Annotated in this window: 18 protein-coding genes; 7 read left to right on the forward strand and 11 right to left on the reverse strand. The window is 66.7% G+C overall.

Annotation, left to right across the window (positions count from 1 at the left end):
• Nucleotides 1–3 precede the first annotated feature (3 nt).
• The 3 genes from DRB17_RS02885 to DRB17_RS02895 all read right to left on the reverse strand — a co-directional run bounded on the left by DRB17_RS02885 (nucleotide 4) and on the right by DRB17_RS02895 (nucleotide 2,429).
• Nucleotides 4–711: an ABC transporter ATP-binding protein gene (locus DRB17_RS02885; RefSeq protein WP_114580661.1), complete on the reverse strand. Its 708-nt coding sequence runs from the start codon at nucleotides 709–711 to the stop codon at nucleotides 4–6.
• Between the two features lie 180 nt (nucleotides 712–891).
• On the reverse strand, nucleotides 892–2,148 hold the full coding sequence (locus DRB17_RS02890; RefSeq protein ID WP_114580662.1) for a type II toxin-antitoxin system HipA family toxin: 1,257 nt from the start codon (nucleotides 2,146–2,148) through the stop codon (nucleotides 892–894).
• Nucleotides 2,148–2,429 carry a helix-turn-helix domain-containing protein gene (locus DRB17_RS02895; RefSeq protein WP_241503723.1) on the reverse strand — a complete coding sequence of 94 codons (282 nt, stop codon included), beginning with the start codon at nucleotides 2,427–2,429 and terminating at the stop codon, nucleotides 2,148–2,150. Before DRB17_RS02895 ends, DRB17_RS02890 begins: the two co-directional genes overlap by 1 nt.
• Nucleotides 2,430–2,689: 260 nt before the next feature.
• Here DRB17_RS02895 and DRB17_RS02900 point away from each other — a divergent pair, with 260 nt between their 5' ends.
• The 3 genes from DRB17_RS02900 to thpR all read left to right on the forward strand — a co-directional run bounded on the left by DRB17_RS02900 (nucleotide 2,690) and on the right by thpR (nucleotide 5,113).
• Entirely contained in the window at nucleotides 2,690–3,379 is a 690-nt protein-coding gene (locus DRB17_RS02900; RefSeq protein WP_161958674.1) for an arylesterase, read from the forward strand.
• A gap of 32 nt (nucleotides 3,380–3,411) precedes the next feature.
• Nucleotides 3,412–4,452, forward strand: coding sequence for an NADP(H)-dependent aldo-keto reductase (locus DRB17_RS02905; RefSeq protein ID WP_114580664.1), 1,041 nt, complete (start codon nucleotides 3,412–3,414; stop codon nucleotides 4,450–4,452).
• An 88-nt stretch (nucleotides 4,453–4,540) separates the two neighbouring features.
• On the forward strand, nucleotides 4,541–5,113 hold the full coding sequence (thpR, locus tag DRB17_RS02910; RefSeq protein ID WP_114580665.1) for an RNA 2',3'-cyclic phosphodiesterase: 573 nt from the start codon (nucleotides 4,541–4,543) through the stop codon (nucleotides 5,111–5,113).
• Here the strand turns inward: thpR and DRB17_RS02915 are convergent.
• The 3 genes from DRB17_RS02915 to DRB17_RS02925 are packed head-to-tail and all read right to left on the reverse strand — an operon-like array spanning nucleotide 5,062 to nucleotide 7,354.
• Nucleotides 5,062–6,000 carry a DMT family transporter gene (locus DRB17_RS02915; protein WP_114580666.1) on the reverse strand — a complete coding sequence of 313 codons (939 nt, stop codon included), beginning with the start codon at nucleotides 5,998–6,000 and terminating at the stop codon, nucleotides 5,062–5,064. The two genes, thpR and DRB17_RS02915, sit on opposite strands and share 52 nt — an antisense overlap.
• Nucleotides 5,997–6,851: a fructosamine kinase family protein gene (locus DRB17_RS02920; protein ID WP_114580667.1), complete on the reverse strand. Its 855-nt coding sequence runs from the start codon at nucleotides 6,849–6,851 to the stop codon at nucleotides 5,997–5,999. Before DRB17_RS02920 ends, DRB17_RS02915 begins: the two co-directional genes overlap by 4 nt.
• A complete protein-coding gene (locus tag DRB17_RS02925) occupies nucleotides 6,848–7,354 on the reverse strand; it encodes a low molecular weight protein-tyrosine-phosphatase (protein WP_114580668.1) in 507 nt (168 codons plus the stop codon). The genes DRB17_RS02920 and DRB17_RS02925 overlap by 4 nt, the downstream gene beginning before the upstream one ends.
• Before the next feature lie 84 nt (nucleotides 7,355–7,438).
• Between DRB17_RS02925 and cobB the strand changes: the two genes are divergently transcribed.
• The 3 genes from cobB to DRB17_RS02940 all read left to right on the forward strand — a co-directional run bounded on the left by cobB (nucleotide 7,439) and on the right by DRB17_RS02940 (nucleotide 9,251).
• Nucleotides 7,439–8,173, forward strand: a complete 735-nt coding sequence (cobB, locus tag DRB17_RS02930) for a Sir2 family NAD+-dependent deacetylase (protein ID WP_114580669.1) — start codon at nucleotides 7,439–7,441, stop codon at nucleotides 8,171–8,173.
• A complete protein-coding gene (locus DRB17_RS02935) occupies nucleotides 8,170–8,757 on the forward strand; it encodes a uracil-DNA glycosylase family protein (RefSeq protein WP_206607762.1) in 588 nt (195 codons plus the stop codon). The genes cobB and DRB17_RS02935 overlap by 4 nt, the downstream gene beginning before the upstream one ends.
• A gap of 62 nt (nucleotides 8,758–8,819) precedes the next feature.
• A complete protein-coding gene (locus tag DRB17_RS02940; protein ID WP_147274782.1) occupies nucleotides 8,820–9,251 on the forward strand; it encodes a copper chaperone PCu(A)C in 432 nt (143 codons plus the stop codon).
• Nucleotides 9,252–9,773: 522 nt separating this feature from the next.
• Here the strand turns inward: DRB17_RS02940 and DRB17_RS02945 are convergent.
• The 5 genes from DRB17_RS02945 to DRB17_RS02965 all read right to left on the reverse strand — a co-directional run bounded on the left by DRB17_RS02945 (nucleotide 9,774) and on the right by DRB17_RS02965 (nucleotide 14,743).
• A complete protein-coding gene (locus DRB17_RS02945; RefSeq protein WP_114580671.1) occupies nucleotides 9,774–9,956 on the reverse strand; it encodes a hypothetical protein in 183 nt (60 codons plus the stop codon).
• Nucleotides 9,957–10,047: 91 nt separating this feature from the next.
• Entirely contained in the window at nucleotides 10,048–11,934 is a 1,887-nt protein-coding gene (cobT, locus tag DRB17_RS02950; protein ID WP_114580672.1) for a cobaltochelatase subunit CobT, read from the reverse strand.
• Nucleotides 11,935–12,020: 86 nt separating this feature from the next.
• Nucleotides 12,021–13,019, reverse strand: coding sequence for a cobaltochelatase subunit CobS (gene cobS / locus DRB17_RS02955; protein WP_421778341.1), 999 nt, complete (start codon nucleotides 13,017–13,019; stop codon nucleotides 12,021–12,023).
• A gap of 118 nt (nucleotides 13,020–13,137) precedes the next feature.
• Nucleotides 13,138–13,755, reverse strand: a complete 618-nt coding sequence (locus tag DRB17_RS02960) for a DnaJ domain-containing protein (protein WP_114580674.1) — start codon at nucleotides 13,753–13,755, stop codon at nucleotides 13,138–13,140.
• Nucleotides 13,756–13,801: 46 nt separating this feature from the next.
• The gene (locus DRB17_RS02965) at nucleotides 13,802–14,743 is read right to left on the reverse strand and encodes a DMT family transporter (protein ID WP_114580675.1); all 942 of its coding nucleotides are present in this window, start codon (nucleotides 14,741–14,743) and stop codon (nucleotides 13,802–13,804) included.
• An 89-nt stretch (nucleotides 14,744–14,832) separates the two neighbouring features.
• On the opposite strand from DRB17_RS02965, the gene DRB17_RS02970 reads away from it, so the two are divergent.
• Nucleotides 14,833–15,120 (forward strand): BolA family protein, encoded by a 288-nt coding sequence (locus DRB17_RS02970; protein ID WP_114580676.1) that lies wholly within the window; start codon nucleotides 14,833–14,835, stop codon nucleotides 15,118–15,120.
• The last annotated feature ends 68 nt before the right edge of the window (nucleotides 15,121–15,188 follow it).

The following is a 15,188-nucleotide window of genomic DNA, read 5'->3' on the forward strand; positions in this document are numbered from 1 at the left end:
CACCTATCTTGCCCCCGCCGCGTGCTCGGCCGCCGCCCGTGTCGCGTGGCCGTCGTCCAGGATGCGTCCGTCCACAAGTTGGACCCGCCGCGCGCAGCGGGCGGCGATGTCCTCGTCGTGGGTGATCAGCACCAGCGTCGTGCCGTCCTGCCGGCAGAGGTCGAAAAGAAGCTGCATGACGTGCTGGCCTGTGGCGCCGTCCAGGTTGCCGGTCGGCTCGTCGGCCAGCAGCAGCTTCGGTTCGGCGGCGAAGGCGCGGGCCAGAGCGGTGCGCTGCTGCTCTCCGCCTGAAAGCTGACCTGGATAGTGGCTGAGGCGCTCGCCCAGGCCGACCTGGCGCAGACACTCCGCCGCCCGCTCGAAGGCGTCGCGTCGCCCGGCGAACTCCAGCGGAATGGCGACGTTTTCCAGCGCCGTCATGGTCGGAATAAGGTGGAAATCCTGGAACACGATGCCGACGTTGTCCCGGCGGAAGGTGGCCAGCGCGTCCTCGCTCATGCCGCCGAGATTGTGACCGGCGACCGTGACCCGTCCGCCGCTGGGCCGTTCCAGGCCGCCCACCACCATCATCATGGAGGACTTGCCGGAGCCGGAAGGGCCGACCACGCTGACCGTTTCGCCCGCATCGATGGTGAGGCTCAGGCCGCGCAGAATGTGCACCGGTCCCGCCTGGCTGGAGAGCGTCAGGTCCAGGTTGTCGAGTTCGATCATCGGCACGGAGGTCAAGGCGGCTCCCCTCCCGTTTGTGGCGCCCTACGCCATATGGCGCGCGCAGTGGGGCAATCAATGTCGGGCGCGGTCTGCCGAATGCGAACGCAAGTGCTGCACTTGGAAGCGCGGGGAGAGCTCTAAGCGGACGGTAATTCCCGTTTTGCTGGAACGATGGCTTGCTCAGCCCCGCGCATTGGTCCGCACCGTGGAAGCCCGCTCGGCGATACGATCGACGAAGACCGCCAGCATGCCGTGATCGCCGGCCGGCATCCGGGTGACATCGTCGGCGGCGGATTGCAGCTGATCGAGCACACGATCGCAGGTGTCGATCACGCGCTGGCGCGTTCGTGTTGCGTTGAGTCCGCAGGAGCGGGCCATACGCTCCCAGTGACGCCCGTAGATGTGTCGGCCACGGTTCTGGCCGCCGATGTCTTGCGCGTGATTCTCCGTCACCCCCTCCCAAGCCAAGCCGCTCATCAAGTCATACAGAGGCGCAAGAGACGGCGGCCCGCCGTCGAACGGGTAGAGCAGGCTGTAGTTCTTCGCGTGGCTATCGACGTTGCCGACGGCGATGTTGAATATCACGGCATCGAGAAACTTCGGAACCTGTCCCGGAACGAGGCTGTTGCGGACAAGGTCCACCATCGTCGCAAGGCCGGGCCCGCGCCAGCCCGTCTGGTTGTGCTCGTACTTCGCGCCTGGCGGCCGGCCCAGGGCCTGACAGAAGTCTTCCTGGTGTCGGCGCCGGATTCGGCCGTCGCGCCGTCGCTCACGGTCGTAGCGCGTGACGATCAGGTATGTGCGGTCGCCCGCGCGACCCGTCGTCACCTCACAGGTCGAAAGTCCGACCCTTTGCGCCAGCATCAGACACAGGGCTTCGTTGGCGACGCTGCCGTGCAAGCGCGAATTGTCGGGCTTGAGAATATGCGTGGAGGGCGCGCCATACACCGGGACCCCGATCGTCCCGTCGTCCGCCAGGTGAATCGGCAGCTTGTACTGCGCCCCGGCGAGGGACATCGACACCCCCTGCTCGTCGACCAGGAAAGGCTTGGCGGGCAGCCCGTCGATGATCTTGGCGAGATCAACCTGGTTCTTAACTTGGCGATAGCCCGCCCGCTCGCGATCCCGCGGCGCGCCCACCGAGAGAGCGCCGGCCGTATCCGCACCGATGCGCTCCAGCAGCGCGAGTACGTCTTCCGGTGCTTTGCCGAGTACGCTGCCGACCGTGCGCAACGGATCTCCCTCGGGGAGGAGATTCATCAACCATGGAAGCAGTGTCTCCGTCGGATGCTCGGCCTGCTCCATCGGCATGCTGAGGGAGACGGGAAACGCTTCAGGGGTGGCGCGCCACCGGGGATCGTAGAGTAACACCGGGCCATGGCCTTGCTGCTCGACGACGCCGACTTGAAAAGTTTCGTAGTACAACGGGATGGTCATCAATCGTCGAACAATCCCTGGTAGCCGCCGCCTCCTGTGCTACGTTCACGGCGCGAGATGTCCCCCAGGCGAATGCCGAGTGCCGCTGCCGCACGTAGGGCCTTATCCAGTTGACAAGTCGCCTTCCCCTTTTCCAGGTCGACGATGAACCGCTCCCCGCTGTCGATCGTCAGGGCCAGATCCTGCTGCGACAACCCAAGCTCGCGCCGGCGCATCCGGACCATACGGCCGAAGTCCGCAGCTGTCTCCAGGCTTACCGATCGGTCAGATTCACCAGCCAACGCACACCTCGCTCCCGTATTCTTACTGATCGGTAAGATGAATCACACCCCGCCATTGCGCAAGCCCAAATCATCCCAATCGGTAAGATTCAACCAGCGGCTTTCGTGCCGGCTGCGTGCCTGAACCACCGAGATGCGTTCGTATTCTTAAGTCTCTAAAGGCAACACCAATCCTGCAAAGAGGCCCGGCTGGGTTGCTGCTATCGCACCTCCCGCCGATATGGTAGCAGGATTCAATTGGATGACTGCGAGACGAGACTATGCAATTCGTCCGGACTACACGCGGGGCCGGCTTCGCGGCCGTGGTTGCGGTCATGCTCGCCGCCCTGCCGCTCGCCGTCATGGCGACGCCGAACGGACCGTACCGGCCGGCCACGCTGGAACTGCTGGCGTTCGGCGACAGCCTGGTGCACGGCTATGGCCTGACGGAGGGCGATACCTTTCCCGCGCAGCTTGAAGCCGCGCTTCGCGCGCGGGGCCATGCTGTCGATGTCGTCAATGGCGGCAACTCCGGCGACACGACGGAGGCGGGCAGGGCGCGGCTGGACTGGGCGATGCGGGACAGCGTGGACGCGGCCATCGTCGTCCTGGGGGCCAACGACGCGCTGCGCGGCATCGACCCGGCCGTGACGCGCCGGAACCTGGACGCCATTCTCGGCAAGCTGGAAGAGAAGGGCGTTCCGGTGCTGCTGGCCGGCATGAAGGCGCCGCGCAACATGGGCGCGGATTATGTCGACAGCTTCGACGGCCTGTACCCGAGCTTGGCGCGGAACCACGACGTCGTCTACTATCCCTTCTTCCTGAAGGGGGTCGCCACCAACCGCGACCTCAATCAAGCGGACGGCATTCATCCCAACGCCGAGGGCGTGGCCGTCATCGTCGAGAATATACTTCCAAAAGTCGAAGATCTGATTCAGAAAGCGCGCAAAAGTCGCGAGACACAAGGCTGACCAAGCCGCCGCGGACAAGGGGGAGCAGCAACATGGAATACCGGCCGCTGGGCCGAACCGGCCTGCGCGTCAGCGCGATCTGCCTGGGCACGATGACCTGGGGCACGCAGAACACCGAGGCCGACGGCCACGAGCAGATGGATTATGCCCTCGACCGGGGCGTCAACTTCTTCGACACGGCCGAGATGTACCCCACGCCCTATGCCGACGAGACGCTGGGGCGGACCGAGGAGATTGTCGGGAGCTGGTTCGCCGCGCGCGGCACGCGCGACAAGGTGGTCCTGGCGACGAAGGCGCTGGGCCCCGGCAAGCGGTTCACGAAGGTGCGCGGCGGCCCGCGCTTCGACAAGGCGCAGCTTGAAGAGGCGGTGAATGACAGCCTGCGGCGCCTTCGAACCGATTACATCGACCTCTACCAGCTTCACTGGCCGGAGCGGCCGGCGAACTTCTTCGGCAAGCTGGGCTACGACGTGGCCGAGGATCCGGGCGACTGGGCCTCCTACGAGGAGACGATGGCGGCGCTGGACGGTCTGGTCCGCGCCGGCAAGATCCGCCACGTCGGCATCTCCAACGAGACGCCCTGGGGCACGATGCGCTACCTGCAGGAGGCCGACAGGGGCAAGGGGCCGCGCATCGCCTCGATCCAGAACCCCTACAGCCTGCTAAACCGCAGCTTCGAGGCGGGGTTGGGCGAGATCGCGATCCGTGAGGATTGCGGCCTTCTGGCCTATGCGCCGCTGGCGGCGGGGACGCTGACCGGCAAGTACCTGGGCGGGGCGAACCCGGAAGGCGCGCGCCTGACCCTGCAACCGCAGAACAGCCGCTACCGCACGCCGCAGGGGGAAAAGGCCGTCGCCGCCTATGTCGATCTGGCCAAGCGGCACGGTCTGGACCCGGCGCAGATGGCGATTGCCTACGTCGTCTCGCGGCCCTTCACCACCTCGGCCATCATCGGCGCCACCAAGATGTGGCACCTGAAGACCGACATCGCCGCCGAGGAGGTGAAGCTGTCAAACGAGGTGCTGGACGAGATCGAGGCGATCCACAAGGTCTACACCTACCCCTGCCCTTGAGGTGGGGCACTCAAACCCAAGGGGCGAACAGCAAGTCCGCTTGACCTATCCGGGCGAAGGCTGGTAAGCGCGAAAGACGGGGGTCGCCATGATGCGCCTGTTCGTCGCCATTCCGCTGCCGGAACAATTGACCGACCGCCTCGCGCTTATGGCTGGCGGCCTGGACAACGCCCGCTGGGTCGATCCGGACAACATGCACCTGACCTTGCGCTTCCTGGGCGAGCTTGACGGCCGGGAAGCCGCCGACGTGGATGCCGCGCTCGGCGAGATCCGGGTGCCTGCCTTCGACATGGAGCTTGCCGATATCGGCAGCTTCGGCAACGGCAAGAAGGTGAATGCGCTCTGGGTCGGTGTCGAGGCGCCGGAGCCGCTGACTCGCCTGCAGACGAAGGTGGAACAGGCCGTGCAGCGGGCCGGGGTGGAGCCGGAGCGCCGCAAGTTCCGGCCGCACGTCACCATCGCCCGCTTCAAGGGCCCGCCGGGGCCGAAGCTGGGCAACTTCCTGCACGAGCATGCGCTGTTCCGCAGCGGTCCAATTCACGTCGACCGCTTCGTGCTGTACTCCAGCAAGCTGACGCCGAAGGGGCCGATCTATCGCGAGGAAGCGGTCTACCCGCTTGAGGTGGAAGTCTCTTCCGAAGCGCGCAGCGCGTCCGCCTGAGCCGCGCGCCGGCGCAACCGCGCCTCCCGATGCATGACGTAGAGGCCGGCGCCGACCACCACTGCCGCGCCCAGCCAGTCGTAGGTATCGGGCCAGTCGTTCCAGATCAGCCAGCCCCAGCCGGTCGACCAGATAAGCGCCGTGTAGTCGAAGGGCACGACCACGGCCGCCGGGGCCAGCCGGAATGCCTGCGTCAGCAGCAGCATCGCCGAGCCGCCCAGCAGGCCCAGCACGACGAAGCGGACCCAGTCCAGGCCCGCCGGTGTCGTCCACTCCACCGGCAGCATCGCCGCGCCGAGAAGCATCGGCGTCAGCGTGGTGTAGAACACCAGCGCTGGCGTGCTCTCCGTCGCCGCGTACTTGCGCGCGGTGATCATGATAAGGCCGTAGCAGACGGCCGTGACCAGCACCAGCAGCGAGGCCGGCTGGAACGCCGCCAGACCCGGCCGCACCACGATGAGGACGCCCAGGAAGCCGACACCGACGGCCAGCCACCGCCGCCAGCCCACCGGCTCTCCCAACAGCGGCCGCGACAGCGCCGTCACCACCAGCGGCGCGCAGAAGCCGATAGCCCATGCCTCGGCCAGCGGCATGTACTGCAACGCCGTGAAGAAGCTGAAGATCGCCGCGGCCGCAAGTCCGCCCCGCATGACGTGAACCCAGGGTCGGCCAGGAAGTAGCAACCGCAGGCCGCCCGACCACTGCGCCAGCAGCAGGACGGGCAGCAGGCCGAACAGGCCCCGGAAGAATACCACCTGCGCCACCGGATAACCCTCGCCCAGCCACTTCGCCATGGCGTCCATCGAGGCCATGCAGAAGATGCCGGCGATCATCGCCGCGATGCCCAGGCCCGTCCGGCTCTCGCCCGCCGCTACATGCGCGGTCATGCGAGCCTCTCCAGAATGCGGGCGACGGACCCGGCATAGCCACCGCCGAACAGCGCCGTGTGAACGAGAAGCGGATAGAGGTTGTAGATATCGCGGCGAACCTCGAAGAAGCCGTCGCGCAGGCCGATCAGCTCGGCATAGCGCTTGAAGAACGGCTCGCCGAAGGTGGCGAACAGGGTCGTGAAGGCCAGCTCGATCTCCGGGTCGGCGTAGTAGATCGCCGGATCGATGAAACCGGCGATGCGGCCGTTGCGGGCCAGGACGTTGCCGCCCCACATGTCGCCGTGGATCAGCGCCGGGGCGGCCGGCTCCTCGACATACCTTTCAAGTTTGCCGCAGAACGCCTCAAGCTGCGCGAAGACCTTCCGGGGCAGATGGCCGCTGTCCAGCGCCGTGCGGCCCATGTAGAGCAGGCGCTGCTCGCGCAGGAAGTCCACCCAGCGCGCCGTCGGCGGGTTCGGCTGGTGCAGCGGGCCGATCAGCGTATCCCGCTCCAGCCCGAAGTTCTCGCCCGTCACCGCGTGCAGCGCGGCGACGTGATGCGCCGCGTCTTCCTGGGCCGCCGCGTCGATCCGGTCGCCGCCGTCCAGGAACTCCAGAAGCAGGAGGTCGTCGTCGTCGCGCAGGACCGCCGGCACGGGCAGGGACGAGTGCCGTGCCAGGTAGTCCAGCATGTAGGCCTCGATGGCGAGGCCGCCCTTCGGGGCCAGCTTGGCGACGACGGTTCCGCCGTCTGACAACTCGACGCGCAGGACTTCGGCAATGCAGCCGCCGGGCAGCGGCCGTGCCGAGAGCGGCTTGCGGCCGAGCGTCGCTTCGATGCGTGCGGCGGTATCGGCCGCGAGGGTCATCGCGCGCTGGCTCCGTCCCCGGCAAGTTGCTCGATCAGGCCGCGGCCGCCGTTCTCGATCATGTCCAGCATGGTCTCGAAGCCGGAGTCGTCGCCGTAGTATGGGTCGGGAACATCGATCCCGCCGCTGCCGGGCGGTGCGAACTCCATGAAGAGGCGCAGCTTGTTCGCCTTGCCGTCCGGGCACATTGCCAGAAGCTGGCGGTGGTGACCCCGGTCCATCGCCAGGATCAGGTCGAAACGGTCGAAGTCGCCGGCTTCCACCTGGCGCGCACGCAGATGGTGGAGTTCATAGCCGCGCCGCGCCGCCGCCTCTATCGCGCGGGGGTCCGGCGGCTCGCCGATGTGCCAGCGGCCGGTGCCTGCGGAATCGAAGGCAAAGCGCGCGCCCAGCCCGGCTTTCTCGGCAATGCGCGCGGCCACTGCCTCCGCGCTTGGCGAACGGCAGATGTTGCCTGTGCAGACGAAAAGGACGCGGGTCGGCTCGCCGCTGGCGCCGGTCATGGGTCTGGCCCTCGCGATTGTGTGCGGTACGCGCCTGGACAGCGGGTTGCTCCTGGCGCGCCATCGTTTACCATCCCCGCCGCCATGTCGAAAGCAAGTCCGTCCATCGTCGTCCTGACCGGCGCCGGAATCTCCAAGGAATCCGGCCTCGACACCTTTCGCGACAAGGACGGCATCTGGTCCAGGGTGTCGCTGGAGGATGTCGCCACGCCGGAGGCGTTCCACCGCAACCCGGCGCGGGTGCAGGCGTTCTACAACGACCGGCGCCGGCAGCTTGTCGAGTCCGATGTGAAGCCGAACGCGGCGCACGAGGCGCTGGTCCGCCTGGAGCAGGCGTGGCCCGGCGAGGTCCTGGTGGTCACGCAGAACATCGACGACCTGCACGACCGCGCCGGGCAGCGAAACCTGATCCACATGCACGGCGAACTGCTGAAAGCACGTTGCGAAGCCTGTGGCGAGGCGCATTCCTGGAAGGACGACATCACGGTGGAGACGGCCTGCCCGTCCTGTGGCGCCGTGGGCCGGCTGCGACCGCACGTGGTCTGGTTCGGCGAGATGCCGTTCGAAATGGAGCGTATCTATGCCGCGCTGGGCACCTGCGGCCTGTTCATCTCGATTGGCACGTCCGGCTCGGTCTACCCCGCCGCGGGCTTCGTGCAGGAGGCCGGCTTCTATGGCGATGCGCATACGGTGGAGCTGAACCTGGAGCCTTCCGACGGCAGCGTGCAGTTCCACGAGCACCTGCATGGCGCTGCAAGCGAGATCGTGCCGGCCTATGTCGAGCGGCTGCTGCGCGAGGGCATTCCGGAGTCCCAGTGAGCGGGGAAAGCCTGGAAAAGCTGCTGCACGAAATCCGCGCCTGCGAGGTGTGCGCGGCGGAGCTTCCGCTGGGGCCGCGTCCGGTGGTCCGCGCCGCCTCGGGCGCGCGCGTGCTGATCGTGGGACAGGCGCCGGGCACCAAGGTACACAACACCGGGATTCCCTGGAACGATCCGTCGGGGGACCGCCTGCGCCACTGGCTCGACATCGACCGGCATACCTTCTACGACGAGACGCGCATCGCCATCGCGCCGATGGGGTTCTGCTATCCGGGCCGCGACCCGCGCGGCGGCGACCTGCCGCCCCGGCCGGAGTGCGCACCGCTGTGGCATGCACGCCTGCTGGCGGTGTTGCCCCGCGTGGAGCTGACCCTGCTGGTCGGCAGCTACGCGCAGGCCTATTACCTGGGGCGCCAGCGCAAGCGCACCATGAGCGAGACGGTGCGTGCATTCGCCGAGTATCTGCCCGCCTGCATTCCGCTGCCGCACCCAAGCTGGCGGAACACCGCGTGGCTGAAGCGCAATCCCTGGTTCGAGGCCGAGCTGCTGCCGGTCCTGCGAAAGCGGGTGCACGACTTGTTGTGAAGCGCGGCACGGGTGGCGCCGCGCGAGCGAAACCCCACATCATCCGGGACAAGGAGGTATCCATGCGTCGCATTGCCCTGACGCTCGCCGTTCTGTTGCTGCTGCTGCCGGGCTCGGCGCTGGCGCATTCGGCGAAGCTGGAGAAGATCGCTATCGGCCACGCCTGGGCGCCGCCGACGGAGGCGGATGCCGGGCCTGTCTACATGCCGCTGCTGAACGACGGCGACAGCGAGGTGCATCTCGTGGAGTTGTCGTCGCCAGTCGCCGAGAAGGTCTATCTGCGCACCGGCAAGGGCGCGAACGCGGAGCGGATCGGCGACCTGGTGTTGCAGCCCGGACAGCCGCTGGCCCTGGCCGCCTGGCGCGTGCATGTCTGGATGGAGGGCCTGAAGCGCCCGCTCAAGGTCGACGACCGCTTCCTGCTGACCCTGCGTTTCAAGGATGCGGGGGAGGTCGCCATCGACGTGATCGTGGAGTCGACGCCGGGGCACTGAGGTTGCGTGTAAAATTTCTCGACGAATGCGGCTGGAGAACCGAAATTAGAGGGGCTTCAGGATGCTCCATACAGTCCCTCCTTTCTTGCCGTGCCGCGGCTTTGCGGCACGGCAAGAAAGGAGGGTGGCGAAAAAGTTGCAAGTCACAAGTTTCTCGCAGACATTTATCACCCGCCGGCCATCCCTGCGGCTGGCCGGGTTATAGGCGCCCGCTCAAACCACCCGTAAAACGGGCAAATCAATCCAACACCCTGAATCCTGACGCGTTTGCCGGCATATGCGGAGGGGCCGACGGGGTGTCACGGCCCCGAAACGACCAAGCCCAAGGCCGACCCAAGAAGGTTGCCTTCCTCGCCTGCTCCGTATCCTGAACACCATCATCAGGACCGCTACACCATGGCAAACTGCATGACACACAAGGCAGCCGCTCCGCCCGCCAAAAGGCAGGCAGGGGGATGAGGGGGAGCACGCCGTCCCGAAAGTGATGGAGATACAGGTGTGGCGTAGCGCGGACTATTCGCCCTATTCGCCGCTGTCGCCTCGGGCTGCACGGTCGCGACGGGTATTCCGCTCCTCGCGGTCGTCGTCCTCCGACAGCGCCTCGGCCTTTCCCTTTACCGTGTCGACGCCCTTGCGGGTCATGCGGCCCAGCTGTCGCATGGCGCCCTGGAGATCGAAGCTGATCTTGTTGAGCTTGTCCGTCATCTCGGCCTCTCTTCGGTTGCCGGATGCCTGCTCCGCACATGATGGTGCGCGGTGGCTACGTCAACAGGTAGAGGCGGACCGGGATGTATCGCTACCGCCGACCGCCGGCCGCCCGTGCCCCGCCCCGCCGGCCTGTGGGGGTCAGCGGCTCTTCGTCGAACAGATCGGCGAGGCGTTCCAGCATCGTGCCGCCAAGCTGCTCCGCGTCGAAGATTGTGACGGCCCGCCGGTAGTAGCGGGTGACGTCGTGGCCGATGCCGATGGCGGTCAACTCCACGGGGGAGCGGCGCTCGATCTCGTCGATCACCTCGCGCAGGTGACGTTCCAGGTAGTTGCCCGGATTGACCGATAGGGTGGAGTCGTCGACCGGCGCGCCGTCGGAGATCACCATCAGGATGCGCCGCTGCTCCGAGCGGGCAATCAGACGGTTGTGCGCCCACAACAGCGCCTCGCCGTCGATGTTCTCCTTCAAGACGCCCTCGCGCAGCATCAGGCCCAGCTTGCGCCGCGCCCGCCGCCAGGGCGTGTCGGCGGCCTTGTAGACGATATGGCGCAGGTCGTTGAGACGGCCCGGATTCGCCGGCTTGCCGTTGGCGATCCAGCGTTCGCGCGACTGGCCGCCCTTCCACATCCGCGTGGTGAAGCCCAGAATCTCGACCTTGACGCCGCAGCGTTCCAGCGTGCGGGCGAGGATGTCCGCACTCATCGCCGCCACGGTGATCGGCCGTCCGCGCATCGAGCCTGAGTTGTCGATCAGCAGCGTGACCACCGTATCGCGGAAGTCGCTTTCGGTTTCCTGCTTGTAGGACAGCGGGAACTCGGGATTGACCACCACGCGCGCCAGCCTGGCGGTGTCGAGCGCGCCTTCCTCCAGGTTGAACTCCCACGCCCGCGTCTGCTTGGCCAGAAGCCGGCGCTGCAGCCGGTTGGCAAGGCGGGAAACGACGGACTGTAGGTGCGCAAGCTGCTGGTCCAGCATCTGGCGCAGGCGCGTCAGCTCGTCCGGATCGCAGAGCTCGGCGGCGTCTATGGTCTCGTCGAATTCGGTCGTATAGGCGCCATAGGCCTCTTCGTCGCGGGCGTTGCGGCGGTCCTGATGGCGCGGCTGCGAGCCCGGCCGGCCCGGCTGCTCCGAGCTTGAGCCCGAGATAAGTTGGCCCTCGCTGTCGCTGTCCTCCTCCTCGGCGCCGGCGCTATCACCCTCGTCGCTTGAATCCCCTTCCATCGAAGTGGTCGATTCGGACGAGTCCGATTCGCCGCCCTGGCTTTCGCCCTCGCCCTGCTGGTCCTCGCTCTCCTCCGCCTCGGCCTGCTCGTCCTCCTCGCTGGCCGCTTCTTCCTCCTCCGAGGAGGCGTCGAGGTCGAGATGGCGCAGCATGCGCCGGACCGCCTTGGCATAGTTTCCCTGGTCGTCCGCGACCTGGCTCAGCTCGTCGATATCGCGCAGGACCTGCGTATCCAGTGTGGGACGCCAGGCGTCCAGCATCGCCTTGGCCGAGGGCGGCGGGCTCATGCCCGTCAGGGACTCGCGCGCCATGACGCGCAGCACCTCCGACAGCGGCACGTCCTCGCGGTGCTGGATGTGGGAATAGCCGCGCGCGCGATAGTGCTCGTCCATTGCGGCATCCAGGTTGGCGGCGACGCCGGCCATGCGGCGGCTGCCCAGCGCCTCGCAGCGGGCCTGCTCGATGGCGTCGAAAATCTCGCGCGCGGCCTCGTTCGTCGGCCGGTTCGAAGAATGCACGGAGTCGTCGTGATATTTGAGCCGAAGCGCCTGGGAATCCGCCTCGCCGCGCACCATCGCGGCGTCCTGCGCGCTCAACTCGCGGCCAGGCAGGGGCAGGCGCGCCTCGCTGCCGCGCATCCCCTGGCCCTTGCCGGAGAAATTCACGGTCAGGTCGTCGCGCTCGGCGATGGCCCGCATGGTGGCGGCCGTCGCCCGCTTGAAACGCTCGATGGGGTTCTCTTGGTCGCTCATCGCCTCACTACCGCCGCGGTGCCGCTTGAACGCCCGCTAGAGCGTTTTCAGACGAAGTGGGAACCGGCTCGTCGCCCGAAAATGCTCTAGACCAGCGTGGCCTCGACGCCCGTTTCCGGCAAGTCCGTGCCGAAGCAGCGCTGGTAGTATTCCGCCACCACGGGTCGCTCCAGTTCGTCGCACTTGTTGAGGAAGCTGAGCCGGAATGCGAAGCCGACATCGTTGAAGATCTGCGCATTCTCGGCCCAGGTCAGCACCGTGCGCGGGCTCATCACCGTGGAGATATCGCCGTTGATGAAGCCGCTGCGGGTCAAGTCCGCGCAGTTCACCATCGCCGATATGGTCTGGCGCCCCTGTTCCGTATCGTAGCCGGGCAGCTTCTGCAGGGCGATCTGGGTTTCCTCGTCGTGCGGCAGGTAGTTCAGCGTGGCCACGATGTTCCAGCGGTCCATCTGGCCCTGGTTGATCTGCTGCGTGCCGTGATAAAGGCCGGTCGTGTCGCCCAGGCCCACGGTGTTCGCCGTGGCGAACAGGCGGAACGCCTTATGCGGGTGTATGACCCGGTTCTGGTCCAGCAGGGTCAGCTTGCCCTCGACCTCCAGGATTCGCTGGATCACGAACATGACGTCGGGGCGGCCGGCGTCGTACTCGTCGAAGACAAGAGCGGTCGGATGCTGCAGCGCCCAGGGCAGCAGCCCCTCCCGGAACTCGGTCACCTGCTGGCCGTCGCGCAGCACGATGGCGTCCTTGCCGATCAGGTCGATGCGGCTGATATGGCTGTCCAGGTTGACGCGCACGCAAGGCCAGTTGAGGCGCGAGGCCACCTGCTCGATATGCGTCGACTTGCCGGTGCCGTGATAGCCCTGGATCAGGACGCGGCGGTTATAGGCGAAGCCCGCCAGGATCGCCAGCGTGGTGTCCCGATCGAAGCGATAGGTCTCGTCCTGCTCGGGCACATGTTCCGTCGGCTGGCTGAACGCGGGCACCTGCATGTCGGAATCGATGCCGAACGTCTGGCGCACCGAGATCTTGATGTCGGGCCCGTCCGCCGGTGCGGCATTTGTCGTGTCAGCAGCCATAGTCATCCTTTCCATCATCCGCCTGCCACGACGGGCAGGCGCCGTCCTGAAATTCGGGAGGTTACGCCCATCGGTAATGTAAGTGCTGGCCGGCGCCTTGGGTACCCCCGAGGCGTGTGCGCCCTCACTTCACATAAAGGGTTCGCAGCGTAGCGTACGCCCTGTTTACCGCCTTCAACTTGTCCTCCTGCGACCTGTCGCCGCCGTTGGCGTCGGGGTGCAGGCGCTTTACCAGCTCCTTGTAGCGCACCTTGACCTCGGCGAAGGTGGCCGGCGGATCCAGGCCAAGCTCGTCCAGGGCCTGGTCCTCCTCGCTCGCCTGGCCGCAGCGCGCGCGCTCGCGGCGGCCGCTGTTCCACTGGCGGCGCTCGTTTGCCTCGTCATCCCGCTCTTCCGAGAAGAAGCCGAAGTCGTCACGGAAGCCGCCGGTGCCGGGGCGGTACGGGCCGGCGCCGATGCTGCCAAAAGGCCAGGAGGGTCGGTGCCAGGTGGTGTCGCGCTGGCGCTCGTACTCGATCTCGTCCTCGTTCATCCCGGCGAAGTAGTTCCAGGCGCGGTTATACTCCCGCACGTGCTGCAGGCAGAACCAATAGTACTCGTTCAGCCGGTCGCGCGAGCGCGGCGCGCGGTGCACGCCCTCTTCCGGGCAATCGGGATGGTCGCAGGCGCGCACATGCCGCTCCGCACCGGGGCCGGTACGTCGGAAGGGGCGCGACAGGGCATCTGGCTGCGTGCGACTCATGGCACTGCCAAGTATGGGGACAGCCCCCCGGCCTGACAAGCCGGGCTCAGCGCGCGCCCCCGGACCTGGCAAGGTCGGTAAGCTGGACCATCGCAAGCCCGCCCAAAATCAGGGCGAAGCCGCCCAGCCGCGTGAGCGACAGCATCTCGCCCAGGGTAACGGCGGCCAACAGCATCCCGGCGGCAGGCACACCCAGCAGGCTGAGCGATGTCGAGATCGCCGGCAGGCTCCGGCTTACCGTGACCGAGGCCCAGAAACAGAAGGCAGTCGCGAGCGGACCGTTGTAGGCGATGGCGGCGACAATGCCCGGCGACCACTCCACCGTCGGCGGCCCCTCGAATGCCCACGCCGCGATCAGCAGGGGCACGCTGCCCACGGCCATCTGCCAGGGCGCGAGTTGGAGGGGCGAGGATATCCAGCGGTGCCCGCGAATATGCAAGATGGCACCGGCCCAGCACAGCGCCGCCAGCATCAGCACAGCATTGTGCGTCACCTTTTCCGTATCGGACCAGTCGAAGTTCAGCGGATTGAACAGGACCGCAACGCCCGCCAGTCCCAGCAGCAGCCCCAGTCCCTTGCGCCAGTTCAGGCGCTCTCCCAAAAGCAGGATGGCGGCCGGCGTGACCCACAGCGGGGTCGTGTAGGCCAGGATGGCGGACCGGCCGGCGTCGACCTCCTGCAGGCCGATGTTCACGAAGCCGAGGAACCCCGCCATCTGCAGCAACCCTACCGATATCACCACCGGGATATCGCCGCGCCGCGGCAGAATGAACCGCCCTGAGGCTACAAGGATCGCTGCCAGCGTGACCAGGCCCATGAGGAGGCGGGCGGCGACGAACCATAGCGGCGGAACGTAGTCCAGGGCCACCTTCATGACCGGCCAGTTGGCGCCCCACAGCAGCACGATAGCGCCCAGTAGCAGATAGGCGCCGCGCGCCGTCACCGGCTGCCGGGCGGCCGTGGCTGGGGCTTGATCTGTCCGGGTCATGCTGGAGTGCTCATGGGCTTGCTTGACAGGTCGCTGCGGACGGTATCAGGTTCCCCCCTGTCCACAATCACGGTTAGCAAGACCCAGCCATGCAGATTGCCGAACGCATCGAGCGCAAGCTTCGCGAGGGGCTTGACCCGGTCCGTCTTGAGGTCCGGGACGATTCACACAAGCACGAAGGCCATGCGGGCTGGCGACCCGGCGGGGAAACGCACTTCCACGTGGAAATCGTGTCCGCGGCCTTCGAGGACCGGAGCCGGGTGGAGCGGCAACGCATGGTCTATGCGCTTTTGTCGGAGGAGCTGGCGGAACGTGTCCATGCACTGCAGATCAAGGCGATGACGCCGGACCAGGACCGGCAGACGGAAGCGCTATGAAATCAGATGGTTAGCGACTCGAACAACCGGTGTATGGAAGCCGCGATACACGTAACACGTGTTTTTTT

Origin of the sequence: Ferruginivarius sediminum, from assembly GCF_003344765.1 — a bacterium.
Lineage (GTDB): Bacteria > Pseudomonadota > Alphaproteobacteria > Kiloniellales > Rhodovibrionaceae > Ferruginivarius > Ferruginivarius sediminum.